This is a genomic window from Pseudomonas sp. S3_G06, assembly GCF_054667565.1.
Map to the genome: position 1 here is coordinate 3,381,393 of NZ_CP162738.1, position 15,306 is coordinate 3,396,698.

General features: G+C 62.7%; 15 protein-coding genes and 1 riboswitch. Of the genes, 4 read left to right on the top strand and 11 right to left on the bottom strand.

Annotation, left to right across the window (positions count from 1 at the left end; translation table 11 throughout):
- Positions 1–39 precede the first annotated feature (39 nt).
- The 6 genes from AB4N47_RS15065 to cobO are packed head-to-tail and all read right to left on the bottom strand — an operon-like array spanning position 40 to position 6,015.
- Positions 40–1,491: a cobyric acid synthase gene (locus tag AB4N47_RS15065; RefSeq protein ID WP_341638819.1), complete on the bottom strand. Its 1,452-nt coding sequence runs from the start codon at positions 1,489–1,491 to the stop codon at positions 40–42.
- Entirely contained in the window at positions 1,488–2,480 is a 993-nt protein-coding gene (gene cobD, locus AB4N47_RS15070; protein ID WP_341638818.1) for a threonine-phosphate decarboxylase CobD, read from the bottom strand. Before cobD ends, AB4N47_RS15065 begins: the two co-directional genes overlap by 4 nt.
- Entirely contained in the window at positions 2,473–3,381 is a 909-nt protein-coding gene (gene cbiB / locus AB4N47_RS15075) for an adenosylcobinamide-phosphate synthase CbiB (RefSeq protein ID WP_341638817.1), read from the bottom strand. The genes cobD and cbiB overlap by 8 nt, the downstream gene beginning before the upstream one ends.
- Complete coding sequence (gene bluB / locus AB4N47_RS15080) at positions 3,378–4,028, bottom strand: 5,6-dimethylbenzimidazole synthase (RefSeq protein WP_460154267.1); 651 nt, start codon at positions 4,026–4,028, stop codon at positions 3,378–3,380. The genes cbiB and bluB overlap by 4 nt, the downstream gene beginning before the upstream one ends.
- A complete protein-coding gene (locus AB4N47_RS15085; protein ID WP_341638816.1) occupies positions 4,025–5,407 on the bottom strand; it encodes a cobyrinate a,c-diamide synthase in 1,383 nt (460 codons plus the stop codon). The genes bluB and AB4N47_RS15085 overlap by 4 nt, the downstream gene beginning before the upstream one ends.
- Complete coding sequence (cobO, locus tag AB4N47_RS15090; RefSeq protein ID WP_016773703.1) at positions 5,404–6,015, bottom strand: cob(I)yrinic acid a,c-diamide adenosyltransferase; 612 nt, start codon at positions 6,013–6,015, stop codon at positions 5,404–5,406. The genes AB4N47_RS15085 and cobO overlap by 4 nt, the downstream gene beginning before the upstream one ends.
- Positions 6,016–6,098: 83 nt before the next feature.
- Positions 6,099–6,328, bottom strand: a riboswitch (cobalamin riboswitch).
- Positions 6,329–6,491: 163 nt separating this feature from the next.
- On the opposite strand from cobO, the gene AB4N47_RS15095 reads away from it, so the two are divergent.
- Positions 6,492–7,076 (top strand): hypothetical protein, encoded by a 585-nt coding sequence (locus tag AB4N47_RS15095; protein WP_122505964.1) that lies wholly within the window; start codon positions 6,492–6,494, stop codon positions 7,074–7,076.
- A 66-nt stretch (positions 7,077–7,142) separates the two neighbouring features.
- Complete coding sequence (locus AB4N47_RS15100) at positions 7,143–8,456, top strand: PQQ-dependent sugar dehydrogenase (protein WP_341638815.1); 1,314 nt, start codon at positions 7,143–7,145, stop codon at positions 8,454–8,456.
- A gap of 127 nt (positions 8,457–8,583) precedes the next feature.
- Here the strand turns inward: AB4N47_RS15100 and AB4N47_RS15105 are convergent, their stop codons facing one another.
- The 5 genes from AB4N47_RS15105 to AB4N47_RS15125 form a co-directional block, all read right to left on the bottom strand.
- Positions 8,584–9,120 (bottom strand): C40 family peptidase, encoded by a 537-nt coding sequence (locus tag AB4N47_RS15105; protein ID WP_041479547.1) that lies wholly within the window; start codon positions 9,118–9,120, stop codon positions 8,584–8,586.
- A gap of 215 nt (positions 9,121–9,335) precedes the next feature.
- On the bottom strand, positions 9,336–9,953 hold the full coding sequence (locus AB4N47_RS15110) for a C40 family peptidase (RefSeq protein WP_016773699.1): 618 nt from the start codon (positions 9,951–9,953) through the stop codon (positions 9,336–9,338).
- Between the two features lie 191 nt (positions 9,954–10,144).
- Positions 10,145–10,849, bottom strand: coding sequence for a DnaA regulatory inactivator Hda (hda, locus tag AB4N47_RS15115; RefSeq protein WP_007919828.1), 705 nt, complete (start codon positions 10,847–10,849; stop codon positions 10,145–10,147).
- A 206-nt stretch (positions 10,850–11,055) separates the two neighbouring features.
- Positions 11,056–12,129, bottom strand: coding sequence for an AI-2E family transporter (locus tag AB4N47_RS15120; RefSeq protein WP_016773697.1), 1,074 nt, complete (start codon positions 12,127–12,129; stop codon positions 11,056–11,058).
- Between the two features lie 34 nt (positions 12,130–12,163).
- Positions 12,164–13,222 (bottom strand): DUF2066 domain-containing protein, encoded by a 1,059-nt coding sequence (locus tag AB4N47_RS15125; RefSeq protein ID WP_341638814.1) that lies wholly within the window; start codon positions 13,220–13,222, stop codon positions 12,164–12,166.
- 373 nt (positions 13,223–13,595) lie between these two features.
- On the opposite strand from AB4N47_RS15125, the gene purM reads away from it, so the two are divergent.
- Both purM and purN read left to right on the top strand, forming a co-directional pair.
- Entirely contained in the window at positions 13,596–14,654 is a 1,059-nt protein-coding gene (purM, locus tag AB4N47_RS15130) for a phosphoribosylformylglycinamidine cyclo-ligase (protein ID WP_341638813.1), read from the top strand.
- On the top strand, positions 14,654–15,304 hold the full coding sequence (gene purN, locus AB4N47_RS15135; protein ID WP_341638812.1) for a phosphoribosylglycinamide formyltransferase: 651 nt from the start codon (positions 14,654–14,656) through the stop codon (positions 15,302–15,304). Before purM ends, purN begins: the two co-directional genes overlap by 1 nt.
- Positions 15,305–15,306: the final 2 nt, after the last annotated feature.

Sequence of the window (15,306 nt, forward strand, 5' to 3'; positions counted from 1 at the left end):
GGGAGCGAGCCTGCTCGCGAAGAGGCCAGCCCGGACAACTCAAATCCCACAGAGCTGACGCAACAGCCCGGTATCCAGATGCTTCTCCACCAGATCCGCCAGCCGCTCGATGTCGCGTTCGCGCAAGCCGTGGTAATCAACCTCTTGCGCATCATTCAACCCGGCCCAGCGCAGCAACGCCGCGCTCGCCTCGGGGGATTCGAACAAGCCATGCAGATAGGTGCCGAACACCTGGCCATCGACACTTTGCGCACCATCGCAACGACCGTCGTCCAGATGCACCGCCGGGTTTTCCAGTGCCGGCCCGGTGGTCACGCCAGCATGGATTTCATAACCGCTGACTGCGGCGTTTTCCAACGCCAGCCGCCCGCGCACGTTGCGCAGTTGCTTGTCGGCTTCGAGCTGCGTTTCGAACGCCAGCAGCCCCAGACCGGCGCTGGAGCCGGCAGCGCCTTCGAGCCCAAGCGGATCGTGCACCTGCTCACCGAGCATCTGCAGACCGCCGCAAATTCCCAGCACCTTGCCGCCGTAGCGCAGATGCCGATTGATCGCCGCGTCCCAACCGTTGGAGCGCAGATAAGCCAGATCACTGCGCACGCTTTTCGAGCCCGGCAGGATGATCAGATCGGCGGCGGGAATCGCCTGGCCCGGGCCGACAAATTGCAGATCCACCTGCGGATGCAGACGCAGCGGGTCGAAGTCGGTGTGATTGCTGATGCGCGGCAGCACCGGCACCACCACTTTCAAGACCTGCTCGGCCTTGTCGGTCTGGCGTTGGTCGATGCCGTCCTCGGCTTCAAGGTGCAGGTCCATCACGTAGGGCAACACGCCGACCACCGGTTTGCCGGTGCGCTGCTCCAGCCAGTCGAGGCCCGGTTGCAACAAGGCGATATCGCCGCGAAAGCGGTTGATGATGAAGCCTTTGACCCGCGCCTGTTCGCTCGGCGAGAGCAATTCCAGCGTGCCAACCAAATGCGCAAACACGCCGCCGCGATTGATGTCGGCGATCAGCAAAACCGGGCAATCCACCGCTTCGGCAAAGCCCATGTTGGCAATGTCGCCGGCGCGCAGATTGATCTCCGCCGGCGAACCGGCGCCTTCGACCATTACCAGCGGATACGCAGCGCTGAGTCGCTCGTGCGAGGCGAGCACCGCTTGCATCGCGATGGCCTTGTAATCGTGATAGGCGACGGCGTTCATCGTCGTCACCGCGCGGCCATGAATGATCACTTGCGCGCCAGTGTCGCTGTTGGGTTTGAGCAGCACCGGGTTCATGTCGGTGTGCGGCTCGAGACCGGCCGCTTGCGCCTGCACTGCCTGCGCGCGGCCGATCTCGCCGCCGTCAGCGGTGACTGCGCTGTTGAGCGCCATGTTCTGCGGCTTGAACGGCACCACCGCCACGCCCTGGCGGGTGGCCCAGCGGCACAACGCCGTCACCAAAGTGCTTTTGCCGGCATCGGACGTAGTGCCTTGCACCATCAGAGTGGTCATGGGTGGTCCTTGATGAAAGCTTGCAAAGCCTGTTCGAGACGCAGCTCTTGCGCGGCATCGGCCGGCAGGCCGAAACGTACACTGCTGTTGTGGCTGAACAGGCGCAGGAGGATGCCGCGCCGGGCGAGGAATTCGTGCAGCGCTTCGGCGTGCTCGGTGATCAGCCACTGAAACAGCGCGCAGCCACCCTGCGGTGCAAAACCGCAACGGGTCAGCAGCGCCGCCAGCCGTTCGCTCGCTTCGTCGCTGCGAATCCGCTGACGGGTATGGCCCTCGGTGTCTTGCAGGCACGCCGTACCGAGCACTCGCGTCGGCCCGCTCACCGCCCACGGCCCGACCTGTTCGGCGAGCAGTTTGAGCAACTTGCGTTCGGCCAGAACGAAACCGAGGCGCACCCCGGCCAGACCGAAAAACTTACCGAACGAACGCAACACCACCAGCCCGACCTGATGCGCATAGGGCGCCAGGCTCAGTTGCGGCGTGTTGTCCATGAACGCTTCGTCGACCACCAGCCAGCCGCCGCGTTGCGCCAGCCGCGCATGCCAGTCGAGCAGGCGTGCCGGGGTCAGGCTGAGTCCGGTCGGATTGTTCGGATTGACCACCACCAGCACATCAAGACTGTCGAGAAAGAATTCGACTTCCTGCTCGAGCACTTCACGGACGATGTAACCGCTGCGCCGCCAGGCTTCGGCATGCTCGGCATAGCACGGCGACAACACGCCGACCTTGCCGGCCCGGCGCAGACGCGGCAGCAACTGGATGGCCATTTGAGAGCCGGCCACCGGCAACACCTGCGCGGCGCCGTAGTAATCGCAGGCGGCCTGTTCCAGACCGTCGTCGCTTTCCGGCAAGCGCGCCCAGGCGCGTAGCGGGATCTCCGGGATCGGGAACGGCCACGGCGCGAGGCCGCTGGACAGGTCAAGCCAGTCGGCCTCGGCGATCCCGTAATCGAGTGCAGCCTTGCGCAGCCGGCCACCGTGCTCAAGCATAAAATTCCGCCCCCAGGCAAAGCATCAGCAGCCACAACCATACGCCGCGCTGGACCAATTGCCAGCCACGCTCGATGGAATCGGCATCGGCCGGCGCACCTTCGCCCAGTTGCGGGCGCTCATGCAGTTCGCCGTGATAGATCGCCGGGCCACCCAACTCGACGCCCAGCGCACCGGCACCGGCCGCCATCACCGGGCCGGCGTTGGGGCTGTCCCACTGCGGCGCCTGGGTGCGCCAGCATTTGAGCGCGAGGCGGGTTTTGCCCAGTAGCGCGTAGGTCAATGCCACCAGACGCGCAGGAATGTAGTTCAACACGTCGTCGATTTTCGCCGCCGCCCAGCCGAAACGCTCGAAGCGTTCGTTGCGATAACCCCACATCGCATCGAGGGTATTGCTCAAGCGATACAGGACCACGCCCGGCGCGCCGGCGACGACAAACCAGAACAGCGCAGCGAACACCGCATCGCTGCCGTTCTCCAGCACCGATTCGGTGGCGGCACGGGCCACGGCGTTGCTGTCCAGTTCATTGGTCTGGCGGCTGACCAGATAACCGACGCGCTTGCGTGCCTCGTCCAGATCATCGGCGCGCAACGCCGCCGCGACAGGCGCGACATGTTCGCCGAGGCTGCGCATGCCGAGTGCACAATACAACGCGAGAATCTCGACGATCCAGCCGACATAGGGCGCCCAGGAAAATGCTGTGGCGAGCAAGGTCAGCGGCAGTACCGCGATAACCCACGCGGTGACGCCATGACTGCGCCAGCCACGACCGCCGGCGTTGAAGCGTTGCTCGATGCGTCCGGCAAAATTGCCGAACGCCACCAGCGGATGCCAGCGTTTCGGTTCACCGAACAGCGCATCCAGCGCTACTGCGGCGACACTCAGCAACGCCACACTCATTGACTCACTCCCCAATAATTTTCGCACAGCAACTCGTTCAGCGGCCGCGCCTGCGCCCAACCTTCGAGCACCAGCATCGGCGCCGGATAGAACTCCTTTACCGGGCCCAGACACAACACCGCCAGCGGCTTGGCACCGGCCGGCAACTTGAGCAAATCCGCCAAGGCTTGCGGTTCGAACAGCGAGACCCAGCCCATGCCCAGGCCCTCGGCACGGGAGGCCAGCCACAGGTTCTGGATCGCGCAGGACAACGAGGCCATGTCCATTTCCGGCAACGTGCGCCGACCGAAGATGTGCTTTTCGCGATCATCCATCAGCGCCGCGACCAGCACTTCTGCGCAATCGTTGATGCCTTCGACCTTGAGCTGCATGAACTCATCGCTGCGCTCGCCGAGGGCCTCGGCGGTGCGGATGCGTTCCTCTTCCACCAGATCGCGGATCTGCCCGCGCAGAGCACGATCGCTGATGCGGATGAAGCGCCAAGGCTGCATCAGGCCGACGCTCGGCGCTTGATGAGCGGCCTCGAGCAGACGACGCAGCAACTGCGGCTCGACGCTGCCACCGGTGAAGTGGCGCATGTCGCGGCGTTCGGCGATGGCCTTGTAGACCGCTGCGCGTTCGGCTTCGGAGAATGTGTTGTCGGTCATGGCCCTTTCGCGAGCAGGCTCGCTCCCACAGGGTTCAGGTCATCCATTGTGGGAGCGAGCTTGCTCGCGAAGCCGGCCTCACTGTCTGGCGCAAACAATGACGCAATCGCAGTCGGATTCGACGGGAAATAAAAGTGCACGTACGACGCCGTCATCCGCCCCTCGCGATAAACCGCCTCAGCGCCGCGCCCGCCATTGGGACTCAGCCCACGGGCAATCGGCGTCAGCTCGGTTGTAGTCAGCGAATGGTGATACGTATGCCCCCGCAAGGAACCTTCCGGCAGCTCAACCGCCTGCAACGCCAGCGCCGCCAGACGCTTCTGCATCACCGCCTCGCCCTTGAGCAAACCGACCAGCTCAGCACGGGTGCCTTCCACGTCGGTCAGCGAATCCAGCAGATAAAGCATGCCGCCACACTCGGCGAGCAACGGCTTGCCCGCCGCGTGGTGCGCGCGGATTGCTGCAAGCATCGTGGTGTTTTGCGCCAGCGCGACGTGGTGCAGTTCCGGATAACCGCCCGGCAGATACAGGCTGTCCGCCTCGGGCAATCGGGTGTCGCGGATCGGCGAGAAAAATTGCAGTTCGGCGCCCATCGCCCGCAGCAGATCGAGACTGGCGCCATAGGTGAAGGCAAAGGCTTCATCACGGGCGACGGCGATGCGCACACCTTTCAATAAGGGCTCGGCGGCGATGACGTCAGGCGCGGCGAATTCAACGGCGGGGGGCAGCGCGACTTGGCAACTGCTGGCCAGCGCATCGGCGGCCGCGTCGAGACGCAGATCCAGATCATTCAATTCGCTGGCCTGGACCAGACCGAGGTGGCGGCTCGGCAATTCGATGCCGGTCTCGCGGGACAGCGCGCCGTACCAGCGCAGACCTTCGGTGAGGCTGCCTTCGAGCAATTGCGCATGGCGCAAGGTGCCGACGCGGTTGGCCAGCACGCCAGCGAACGGCAAGTCCGGCTGATACTTCGCCAGGCCCAGCGCCAAGGCGCCAAAGGTCTGCGCCATGGCGGTGCCATCGATCACGCCGAGCACCGGCACACCGAAGTGGCGCGCCAGATCAGCGCTGGATGGCGTGCCGTCGAACAGGCCCATCACGCCCTCGATCAGAATCAGATCAGCCTCGGCGGCGGCTTCCCACAACAGCCGACGACTTTCCTGCTCGCCGACCATCCACATGTCCAATTGATAGACCGGCGCACCGCTGGCGCGCTCGAGGATCATCGGATCGAGAAAGTCCGGCCCGCATTTGAACACGCGGACCTTGCGCCCCTGATTGCGATGCAAACGGGCGAGTGCGGCGGTGACGGTGGTCTTGCCCTGACCGGAGGCCGGCGCGGCGATCAACACCGCCGGGCAGTGGCGTGGTTGCTTCAAAGTTCGACGCCTTTCTGCGCTTTGATCCCGGCCTGGAAGGCGTGCTTGAGCATGCCCATCTCGGTGACCGTGTCGCCCATCTCGATCATTTCCGGCTTGGCGCCGCGACCGGTGACCACCACGTGTTGCATCGGCGGACGCGCCTGCAAATCGCTGAGCACCTGATCGAGATCGAGGTAGCCGTGCTTGAGGGCGATGTTCAATTCGTCGAGCACCACCAGACCGATCGAAGGGTCGCGCAACAATTCGCGCGAGACTTCCCAAGCGGCGGTCGCCGCGGCGATGTCGCGCTGACGATCCTGGGTTTCCCAGGTAAAGCCTTCACCCATGACGTGGAAACGCACTTGCTCGGGGAAGCGGCGGAAAAACAATTCTTCGCCGGTGCTGTTGCGGCCCTTGATGAACTGCACCACGCCGCACTGCATGCCGTGGCCCATCGCGCGGGCGAGCATGCCGAACGCCGAGCTGCTCTTGCCTTTGCCGTTGCCGGTCAGCACCAGCACCAAGCCACATTCGTCGGGCGAGTTGGCAATGCGTTCGTCGATCACGGCTTTCTTGCGCTGCATGCGCGCCAGATGGCGCTCGTCACGCTCGGGGGAATCAGTCATGGGGGGAGCTCTCCGTTGAGGCTGGATAACGGCGGGCAGGCACAAGAATAGACGGCAAAAAGCCTGGCATCGCCCACCGTGATGCCGCTGAGATGGATCAGGCCGGTCTCCGGGCTCATGAGCGGCGTTTCGCCGGACTGCGCGCCTTCCCGCTTCTTTCGAGGCAGTGGCTCAAGGCGCAGTTTTCACTCATTCACCGTTGCGGGGGCAGCGCCGGGATCGTCGTGGCTTCGCTTGAAGACCACCCTCACCGGCTTCCCTGTTTCACTCTGTCGACGCGGGGCCACAGAGCACCTGAAACAAGCGGCGAAGGTTAGAGGGTTGGGGGTGGAGCGTCAATTGAAGAGGCGCTTTGCGCGCGAATAACTGCCGCTGCTCAATTGTGCAGCGGCAATCTTGTGCCAGACTGTGACAAGTGATATCAAAGAGCCATGCTTTTTTCCAAAAAGCCCACTACAACAATAAGGATGACGACGATGCAAGGCATGATCATCAGCAACCCGCGCCTGGAATTCCTGCGCCCGTTGCTGGAACGCTGGTTTGACTGTATCGATCGCTACAACACCGTTCGCGGCGACAACGACACGCCATATTGGCACGACGAGAAAGCCAATCTCGGCCTGCTCGCGGCAGCGGCGTGGATGGCTGAAATGGTCACGCTGAACGACACGGCCACGCGCAAACAGAACGAAGAAGGCGAACGCAATGCCCGCGCCGACCTGCTGATTGCCGGCGCCGAAGACCGCGCGTTCATTCAGGCCACGCAACGCTGGCCACGGGTCAACAACCTCAACCTGACCCAGGCCCTGCTCGACATCACCGTTGATGCCAAGCGCATCAGCTACGCCAGCGATCTCAAGCTCGGCTGCCTCTTTGTTGCTCCGCAAAAACCTCAGCACAGCGCCAGCCCCGAAGAATTGCAGGACATGGTCGACGACCTGCAAAAGGAACACACCTGCGCCGTGGCCTGGTATTTCCCCTACGCCTATCGCAAATTGCACAGCGACGCGGGCAACTATCATCCGGGCATCGCCGTGCTGTTCAAGGAAGCCCGCGGTTGAGCAGTTGAACCATCGGGCCTGCGCCCTCCTCTATGTTTAGGAATGCATTCATAGGGAAGATCAGCAATGCGCAAGGCCCAACTCGCTCTTATCATCGCCGTCGCAGGCGGGCTCGCCGCCTGCGGTGAAACCTCCAGCCTGCAAGTCTCCGACGGCACCGGTCCGTCACCGAAACTGCCCGAACCGAACAAGACGCTGATCCCGACAGTGAACATCGCCCCGGCGGTGGGCTGGCCGGACGGCGCGAAACCGACCGCAGCGGCCGGCACCCAGGTCGCGGCGTTTGCCGAAGGCCTCGATCACCCGCGCTGGCTCTATGTGCTGCCCAACGGCGATGTGCTGGTGGCGGAAACCAACGCGCCGCCCAAGCCCGATGACAGCAAAGGCATTCGTGGCTGGGTGATGAAGAAAGTCATGGGCAAGGCCGGCGCCGGCGTGCCCAGCCCGAACCGCATCACCCTGTTGCGTGATGCCGACCACGATGGCGTCGCAGAAACCCGTACGGTGTTCCTGCAGAACCTCAACTCGCCGTTTGGCATGACGCTCGTCGGCAACGATTTGTACGTAGCCGACACCGACCGCCTGCTGCGCTTCAACTACGAGCCGGGCGCCACCGAGATCAAGACCCAACCGATCAAAGTCGTCGACTTGCCTGGCGGCACGCTGAATCACCACTGGACCAAAAACGTCATCGCCAGCAAGGACGGCAACAAGCTCTACGTCACCGTCGGCTCGAACAGTAACGTTGGCGAAAACGGTCTGGATCAGGAAGAAGGCCGCGCGGCGATCTGGGAAGTGGATCGGGCGACCGGCAATCACCGGATCTTCGCCTCGGGCATTCGCAACCCCAACGGCCTCGCCTGGGAACCCACCAGCGGCGCCTTGTGGACAGCGGTCAACGAGCGTGACGAAATCGGCAGCGATCTGGTGCCGGACTACATAACCTCGGTCAAGGACGGCGGCTTCTATGGCTGGCCGTACAGCTACTATGGCCAGCACGTCGATGTGCGGGTCAAACCGCAGAATCCGGATCTGGTAGCCAAGGCCATCGCTCCGGATTACGCGGTCGGTCCGCACACCGCTTCGCTGGGCCTGACCTTCGCCGATGGCAACCGCTTGCCGGCGCAATTCAAGGAAGGCGCATTCATTGGCCAGCACGGCTCGTGGAACCGCAAACCGCACAGCGGCTACAAGGTGATTTTCGTGCCGTTTACTGGCGGCAAGCCGACCGGGCAGCCGGTGGATGTGCTGACCGGTTTCCTCGACAAGGACGAAAACGCGCTGGGCCGCCCAGTGGGCGTGGTGATCGATCAGCAAGGTGGCTTGCTGGTGGCGGATGATGTCGGGAACAAGGTGTGGCGCGTGTCGGCCAGCAAGTAAGTTAAGCGCGAAGCAAAAAATGTGGGAGCGAGCCTGCTCGCGAAAGCGGTGTATTAGTCAAATCATTGTCGACTGACACTCCGCCTTCGCGAGCAGGCTCGCTCCCACAATTAGTTATGCATACGCGCTAGGGGTTATGCGCCAGCTGCCCCGGCTGCAACACCCGCTTGGCGCTCAGATACGCCTTCTGCCAATAGGCCTTCGACAGGCTATCGAGCTTGACCGTGCCACCCGTGGCCGGTGCGTGCACGAAGCGTCCCTCACCGACGTAAATCCCCGCGTGACTGACCTGCGAGCCGCCATTGGTGGCGAAGAAAATCAGGTCGCCGGTCTGCAAGCCTTCCTTGCCGACATTCGGCGCCTGCATGACGATCATTTCGCGGGTCGAGCGTGGCAGCGAAATTCCCGCCGCGTCGCGGTAGACGAAACCGATCAGACCACTGCAATCGAAACCGGAATCTGGCGTGTTGCCGCCCCAGCGGTACGGTGTGCCGACCAGGCCGAGGGCACGGAACAGCACGTCTTCAGCAACGGGGGAAAAAGCCTGGGAAGGAGCGAACACGATCGGCGCGCGAACCACGGGGGCTGGCGGCGGTGTACGGCTGGCGCAGGCGCTGAGCAGCGCGGCGCAAAGGATCAAGGTGAGGCGGGCCGACATCGTCATAAGCAGAACATCCTGATCTGGCTGCGGCTTTCTCTGCCGAATGGACAGAAACAAAACCGCCTGCGTCATCACGCAGGCGGTTTGCCATCAATATAGATTCAGGATTCTAGCGGCTACGCGGCAAACTTCAAGTAAGACTTTAACTTCACCTTGTAAAGTTTAGGTCTACTCCATTGCCGTGCCGTTTTGTCGCCGCGAACGCAGCGACATGCAGTTTACTTGCGAGCGGTGACCACGGTCGGCGCCATGGCGAGTGCGCGCTTGGCTTCGATGAAAGTCTTGCTCCAGTAGCTGTCACCCAGGCTGTCGATGCGAACACCGCCGCTGCGACGACTGCTGGAGTGAATGAACTGGTTGTCACCCAGGTAGATGCCGGCGTGACTGACACGACCGCGACGACCATTGGTGGCGAAGAACAGCAGATCACCCGGCTCAAGGTTGCTGCGCGAAACCAGCGGCGCATCAACGTTGATCATTTCGCGAGTCGAGCGCGGCAGGTTCATGCCCGCCTCTTCGCGGAACAGGTAACCGATGAAACCGCTGCAATCGAAGCCGGCTTCAGAGGTACCGCCGAAACGGTAACGGGTACCGATCAGGGACATGCCGCGTTCGAGGATGCTGTCAGCCAGTACAGGAAGCTGATATGGCTTGCTGCCGTTGAACTGGTTGAGTTCTTTTTCGGTGTCCAGCTCTTCCTGATAAATAACGGAAGACTGGGCGGTAGCAGAATTCTTGACCTGTTGCGGCGGCTCTTGAACCGGAGAATGAGCAGCACAACCGAATAACAGGGTAACGAGTGCGAGAGGCACGAGGGGTGCGAAGCGCTTTAGCATGGGCACGACCGTGGCTGATAGTTGTAAAGAAGCCGAGACTATGCCCGCTATCGTCCTCATTTGCAAATTCAATCGAACTTTATGTGACTTCCCGGTTTCGCGTTTACATCTAAGCGCGTAACTCGTCTGGCCGGGGGATCGGGGCAGGGACGCGGGTTTTCTGGCGCCTGAAAGCTGGCAAAAGCCCACTACTACCAGCCAAGAGTTTCCTTGAGGAAGGGAATGGTCAGCTTGCGTTGCGCTTGCAGGGACGCCTGATCAAGCTGCTCGAGGAGATCGAACAGCGCGCTCATGCTCCGCGTGCCGCGAGTGAGAATAAAGTGCCCAACCTCATCGGTCAGGTGCAGACCGCGACGGGATGCGCGCAATTGCAACGCACGCAGTTTGTCTTCATCGGAGAGCGGGCGCATCTGGAAGATCAGCGCCAGGGTCAGACGGGATTTCAGGTCAGCCAGCTTCACAGGCAATTCGCGCGGTGAAGTGGACGCGGCAATCAGCAGGCGCCGGCCGCTGTCACGCAGACGGTTGAACAGATGAAACATCGCCTCTTCCCAGTCGGCCTTGCCGGCAATCACCTGCAAGTCATCCAGGCAGACCAGTTCGTACTGTTCAAGGTTGTCGAGGATTTCCACGCCGCGGTCCATCAACTCGGCCAGCGGCAGATACACCGCCGGTTCGCCCATCTGCTCGAAGCGCAGGCACGCGGCCTGCAACAGATGCGTGCGCCCGACGCCGTGCTTGCCCCACAGGTAGATCAGGCTCTCCGTCCACCCGGCGTCGGCTTCGCAGAGACGCTCGACATAGCCGAGTGCAGCGGCATTGGCGCCTGGGTAGTAGTTGATGAAGGTGGCGTCGTCACGCAGACGCACACCTAGGGGCAGCTGAATCGGTTTCATGCTGACTGAACAGTTCTCAAAGGAACCGTTAGTGGCCTCTGTGTAAAGTTGGCGAAGTTTATACCCGTGAGGCTGAGCGCACAATGCGACAGACCCCAAGCAAAATCAAAGGTTTGCGTTGACGCAGCGGTTTGATGACAGATTCTCTGGCGCCCTCGCTCGCACGAAACGGGCCAGCCCGGCCAAGCGCCGGGCGGCCCGCGCCATCACAGCTCAGGTTCGTCAACGCCGCTGTAGATCCCGGAATCCTTATACAAGTCGTGGACATGACGCACCAGCACCATGATCACCGCCGCCACCGGCAACGCCAGCAGAACGCCGGTGAAACCGAACAGCTCGCCGCCAGCGAGGATCGCGAAGATCACCGCCACCGGGTGCAGGCCGATGCGGTCCCCGACCAGCAGCGGCGTCAGCACCATGCCTTCCAGCGCCTGACCGACCATGAACACCGCGACGATCCCGACCATCGGGTACAGATCGCCACCGAACTGGAACAATCCGGCGATCAGCGCCGCACCAATGCCGATGACAAAACCCATGTACGGCACGATCGCCGCGAGCCCGGCAATCAGGCCGATCAACAGCCCCAGTTCCAGACCGACGATCATCAGGCCGGCGGCATAAATCACCCCCAGCGCAACCATCACCAGCAACTGCCCGCGCACGAACGCGCCGAGCACTTCGTGGCACTCGCCCGCCAGCGCAACCACGCGCTCTTCGCGATCACGTGGGAGCAGGCTGCGGATCTTGCCCATCATCACGTCCCAGTCGCGCAACAGATAGAAGCTCACCACCGGGATCAGCACCAGATTTGCCAACCAGCCGATCAGCGCCAGGCTCGAGGCCGTCGCCTGACTCAGCACCACGCCGACGATGTCGGTGGTCTGGCCCATGTGCTCGCTGATCGCAGCTTTGACCTTATCGAATTTCCAGAAGCCGTCCGACAGCCCCAGTTTCGCTTGCGCCCACGGCACAGCGGTGTGCTGCAACCAGTCGAGCATCTGCGGCGCCAGTTCGTACAGACGCAGCAACTGCTTGGCGAGCATCGGCACCAGCACCAGCAGCAACGCGGTGACGATCAGCGTGAACAAGGCAAACACGGCGATCACGCCCCAGGTTCGCGACAGCCCGAGCCGCTCCAGACGATCCACCAGCGGATCGAACAGATAAGCCAGCAACAACGCGACCAGAAACGGCGTGAGGATCGGGTGCAGCAACCATACAAACGCGCAAAGCAGGACTACCCCACCGAGCCAGAACCAACGCCGCGTATCGGCCATTTACCACTCCTGATGCTTCTATATAAGGAAAGACTTACCAGCGAAACCGCAACGACGGTGCCGCCGCTGCCGGGGTCGGCGCTGCGACCGCAGGCGTACCATCCGCCGCTGGCTGGGCAGGCGCCACCGGGGCCGGCGCTTCGGCCGGCAGCTCCTGCAACTTCGCCAGCGACAATTGCGCGCGCAATTGATCGACGCTGCCATTGACCTGGTAGACGATGCGATCACCCTGCACGCTTTGCAGACGCACGCCGAACGGTTCGAGTAACCGCAGCAGCGCCGCATAGTGCTCCAGATTCATGCCCTGCACTTCCAGCGTCTGCTGACCCGACGCGCCGGGCTTGGCGACAAATCGCGGCGCCAGACGCTCGGCTACCGCCAGCATCACCGCATCGGCAACAGCTGCCTGATCAGCGCCCTGCACACTGCCGGCCTCTTTCTGATCACCGAGCCACAAGCGCCACTTCGCCTGCCACTGCCCGCCTTCTTCGCGGGCATGCACCGCCAGCAAGGCGTCGGCGTTGTAGCGTTCCGAAGCACTGCGCAGAGGCGCGGGATCAGCGCTTTCCAGCGCCGGTGCGGTGGCGACCAGTTGCTCACTGAGATCAGCCAGTGGCAAACGCAGTGGCAAACCGCGATGTTGTGCGGCCGTGCGCAACGTTGCGGCTGCGGCCTGACCGTCACCGACCAGGCTCGCACCTTCAGTTGAATCGTTCAGCCACCAGCCGAGGATCGACGGTCGACTGGCGCCCCACACCGGCAACCCGGCCCGGCGCAAGGCCTGCTCGGTGGTTGCCGGATCGAAGTCGACTTTCAGCACTTCCGGTGGCCCGGCGTCGAAGCCGAACTGGCTGATGATCTGCTGCGGGTCCTTGCGGATCGGCGCCAGCCCCGGGTTCTGCGCGGCTTTCGGGTCGCCGGTCAGGCGCAGCACCAGGGTATCGAGCGCTGCCTGCGTGGCGCGATCGCGCTCTTCCGGCGCCTGGCCGTTGACCGGCTGACGCACCTGATACAGGCCTTTGAGGTTTTCGGCATGGCTCGCCAGGCTGACCAGCGTCAGGCAGCCTACAAATAACAATTTACAAAAACGCATGGAAAATTCCCGTCGACAGGAGCGGCTGGAACACGCCGCGTGAACCGTTTGAGCAAGGCTGTGACCCCCACCCCTGGCAAAACATTCACACGGTGGCGGTAAGTTTTTGCACAGTCCTAACGATAGACGGTTAATCGCCACACCTTATACAGGCAGTCATACCCTGCGATTGCAAAAAATTTCCGCCGATATGGCCCTGCCCGTCGGTGCGAGGATGGCCGCTGCCCCTCAAGCCTGATAAAATCGCGCGCCTTCGCAGACCGGCAACGGCCGGGCCCCTCGAAACTCGCGTGAGGCGATCGCCCATCGAGTTCGATGTTCCCGCTGAACTCGGTCGTTACCCCCTGAATCCCCTCCCCTAAAGGCCTGGATCATGAGCAAGCAACCCTCCCTGAGCTACAAGGACGCCGGTGTAGACATCGACGCCGGTGAAGCATTGGTCGAACGCATCAAGAGCGTCGCCAAGCGCACTGCGCGCCCGGAAGTCATGGGCGGCCTGGGCGGTTTCGGCGCCCTCTGCGAAATCCCGGCCGGCTACAAGCAGCCAGTGCTGGTCTCCGGCACCGACGGCGTCGGCACCAAGCTGCGTCTGGCGCTGAACCTGAACAAGCACGACAGCATCGGCATCGACCTGGTCGCCATGTGCGTCAACGATCTGGTGGTGTGCGGCGCCGAGCCGCTGTTCTTCCTCGACTACTACGCCACCGGCAAACTGAACGTCGACACCGCTGCCCAGGTTGTCACCGGCATCGGCGCTGGCTGCGAACTGTCGGGTTGCTCGCTGGTCGGCGGCGAAACCGCTGAAATGCCAGGCATGTACGAAGGCGAAGACTACGACCTGGCCGGCTTCTGCGTCGGCGTGGTGGAAAAGGCGGAAATCATCGACGGCTCGAAAGTTGCCACCGGTGACGCGCTGATCGCCCTGCCATCGTCCGGCCCGCACTCCAACGGCTACTCGCTAATCCGCAAGATCATCGAAGTCTCCGGCGCCGACATCGAAAACACCCAGCTCGACGGCAAACCGCTGACCGACCTGCTGATGGCCCCGACCCGCATCTACGTCAAGCCACTGCTCAAGCTGATCAAAGACACCGGCGCCGTTAAAGCCATGGCCCACATCACCGGTGGCGGCCTGCTCGACAACATCCCGCGCGTACTGCCAAAAGGCGCTCAGGCTGTGGTCGACGTCGCCAGCTGGACTCGCCCGGCCGTTTTCGACTGGCTGCAAGAGCAAGGCAACGTTGATGAAACCGAAATGCACCGCGTATTGAACTGCGGCGTCGGCATGGTCATCTGCGTAGCTCAGGAGCACGTCGAAGTGGCCCTGAACACTCTGCGTGACGCTGGCGAGCAGCCTTGGGTCATCGGTCAGATCGCCGTGGCCGCCGAGGGCGCTGCGCAGGTCGAGCTGAAGAACCTCAAGGCTCACTGATGCCAAAGTCCTGTGATGTCGTGGTGCTGTTGTCCGGCACCGGCAGTAACTTGCAGGCTCTGATCGACAGCACGCGGACCGGCGACAGCCCGGTCCGCATCGCTGCGGTGATTTCCAACCGCGCCGACGCCTACGGCCTGCAACGCGCCCGCGACGCGGGTATCGCCACCCGCTCGCTGGATCACAAGGCATTCGAGGGCCGCGAGGCCTTCGATGCCGCGATGATCGAACTGATCGACCAATTCAACCCCAAACTCGTGGTACTGGCCGGCTTCATGCGCATTCTCAGCGCTGATTTCGTGCGCCACTACCAGGGTCGCCTGCTCAACATCCACCCGTCGCTGCTGCCCAAATACAAAGGGTTACACACTCATCAGCGCGCGCTGGAGGCCGGCGACACGGAACATGGCTGCTCCGTGCACTTCGTCACCGAGGAACTCGATGGCGGACCACTGGTCGTACAAGCAGTATTACCGGTAGAGTTGCACGACACGCCGCAGAGTCTGGCGCAACGAGTCCACGTTCAGGAACACCTGATCTACCCGATGGCAGTACGCTGGTTTGCCGAAGGCAGGCTGACACTCGGTGACCAGGGTGCTTTACTCGACGGCCAGTTACTCGCCGCCAGCGGCCACTTGATTCGACACTAGGA

Coding starts and splice junctions, on each gene's coding strand:
- purN (WP_341638812.1), top strand. CDS start 14,654: ATGCCAAAGTCCTGTGATGTCGTGGTGCTGTTGTCCGGCACCGGCAGT.
- bluB (WP_460154267.1), bottom strand. CDS start 4,028: ATGACCGACAACACATTCTCCGAAGCCGAACGCGCAGCGGTCTACAAG.
- AB4N47_RS15125 (WP_341638814.1), bottom strand. CDS start 13,222: ATGCGTTTTTGTAAATTGTTATTTGTAGGCTGCCTGACGCTGGTCAGC.
- hda (WP_007919828.1), bottom strand. CDS start 10,849: ATGAAACCGATTCAGCTGCCCCTAGGTGTGCGTCTGCGTGACGACGCC.
- cobO (WP_016773703.1), bottom strand. CDS start 6,015: ATGACTGATTCCCCCGAGCGTGACGAGCGCCATCTGGCGCGCATGCAG.
- AB4N47_RS15120 (WP_016773697.1), bottom strand. CDS start 12,129: ATGGCCGATACGCGGCGTTGGTTCTGGCTCGGTGGGGTAGTCCTGCTT.
- AB4N47_RS15110 (WP_016773699.1), bottom strand. CDS start 9,953: ATGCTAAAGCGCTTCGCACCCCTCGTGCCTCTCGCACTCGTTACCCTG.
- cobD (WP_341638818.1), bottom strand. CDS start 2,480: ATGCTTGAGCACGGTGGCCGGCTGCGCAAGGCTGCACTCGATTACGGG.
- AB4N47_RS15065 (WP_341638819.1), bottom strand. CDS start 1,491: ATGACCACTCTGATGGTGCAAGGCACTACGTCCGATGCCGGCAAAAGC.
- AB4N47_RS15100 (WP_341638815.1), top strand. CDS start 7,143: ATGCGCAAGGCCCAACTCGCTCTTATCATCGCCGTCGCAGGCGGGCTC.
- cbiB (WP_341638817.1), bottom strand. CDS start 3,381: ATGAGTGTGGCGTTGCTGAGTGTCGCCGCAGTAGCGCTGGATGCGCTG.
- AB4N47_RS15095 (WP_122505964.1), top strand. CDS start 6,492: ATGCAAGGCATGATCATCAGCAACCCGCGCCTGGAATTCCTGCGCCCG.
- AB4N47_RS15105 (WP_041479547.1), bottom strand. CDS start 9,120: ATGACGATGTCGGCCCGCCTCACCTTGATCCTTTGCGCCGCGCTGCTC.
- purM (WP_341638813.1), top strand. CDS start 13,596: ATGAGCAAGCAACCCTCCCTGAGCTACAAGGACGCCGGTGTAGACATC.